1 protein-coding gene and 1 pseudogene are annotated in these 1051 nt (G+C 70.2%); one reads left to right on the top strand and one right to left on the bottom strand.

The features are described 5' to 3' along the window. Nucleotides 1-660, top strand: a 660-nt coding sequence (locus tag A5704_RS29770; protein WP_067889747.1) for a VWA domain-containing protein, incomplete at its 5' end; no start/stop codon positions are given. 3 nt (nt 661-663) lie between these two features. On the opposite strand, the pseudogene A5704_RS29775 reads toward A5704_RS29770, so the two are convergent. Then, nucleotides 664-1051 (bottom strand): annotated as a pseudogene (locus A5704_RS29775) (hypothetical protein); the annotation flags it as partial.

Below are 1051 nucleotides of genomic sequence, written 5' to 3' on the forward strand. Positions count from 1 at the left end.
CCGCCGAACCGGCTCAAGGCCGCCGAGGAGGCGGCCGGCCAGTTCGCCAGTCAGCTCACGCCGGGCATCAACCTGGGCCTGGTCGGCTTCGCCGGCACGCCATACCTGCTGGTGTCGCCCACCCCGCAGCACCAGGCGACGATCGACGCGCTCAAGAAGCTCGACTTCGCCGACAGCACGGCCACCGGCGAGGCCATCTTCACCGCCCTGCACGCGGTGAGCGCCCTGGCCATCACGGGTGGCGACACCCCGCCCCCGGCCCGCATCGTGCTGCTGTCCGACGGCGGGGAGAACGTGCCGCTGGACGCCAACGCCCCGCAGGGGGCGTTCACCGCCGCCCGGGCCGCCAAGGCCGCGGGCGTGCAGATCTCGACGATCTCCTTCGGGACGCCGTACGGCACCGTCGAGTACGAGGGCGCCACCATCCCGGTTCCCGTAGACGACCAGACGCTGCAGAAGATCTGCGAGATCACCGACGGCCAGGCGTTCCATGCCGACAGCCTGGAGTCGCTGAAGAACGTCTACTCGACCCTGCAGCGCCAGATCGGGTACGAGACCGTCAAGGGCGACGCCAGCCTCGCGTGGATGCTGCTGGGGGCGGTCGCGTTGGCCGGCGCGATCCTGGCCGGCCTGTTCCTGAACCGCCGGCTGCCGTCCTGACGATCAGACCGGCAGCCGCCGGTTGATCAGCAGCGCCAGCGCCGTCGCGATCAATGCGGTGATCACGCCCAGGCGCAGCCACCCGGCGCTGCCCGGCCCGGCCACGGTGCGATAGCCGATGTCCTTCTCGATGGCGTTGTAGCTCTTGTTGAGCTCGGCGATGTTGCTGGCGGTGTAGGACTGCCCGCCGGACAGCTTGGCGATCGTCTTCATCTGGTCCGTCGAAACCGGGACGGCCACGCGCTGCCCGTCCATCTCGATCTCGCCGGTCTTGGTGCCGAACGAGATCGTCGAGATGGGCACCCCCTCGTCCCGGGCCAGCCGCGCCGCCGTGTAGACCCCGTCGTGCGGGTCGCTGGGATTGGACGGCTTGTTCTCCCCGCCGTCGGAC

The sequence above is a fragment of the Mycobacterium sp. E735 genome (assembly GCF_001666955.1).
GTDB lineage: Bacteria > Actinomycetota > Actinomycetes > Mycobacteriales > Mycobacteriaceae > Mycobacterium.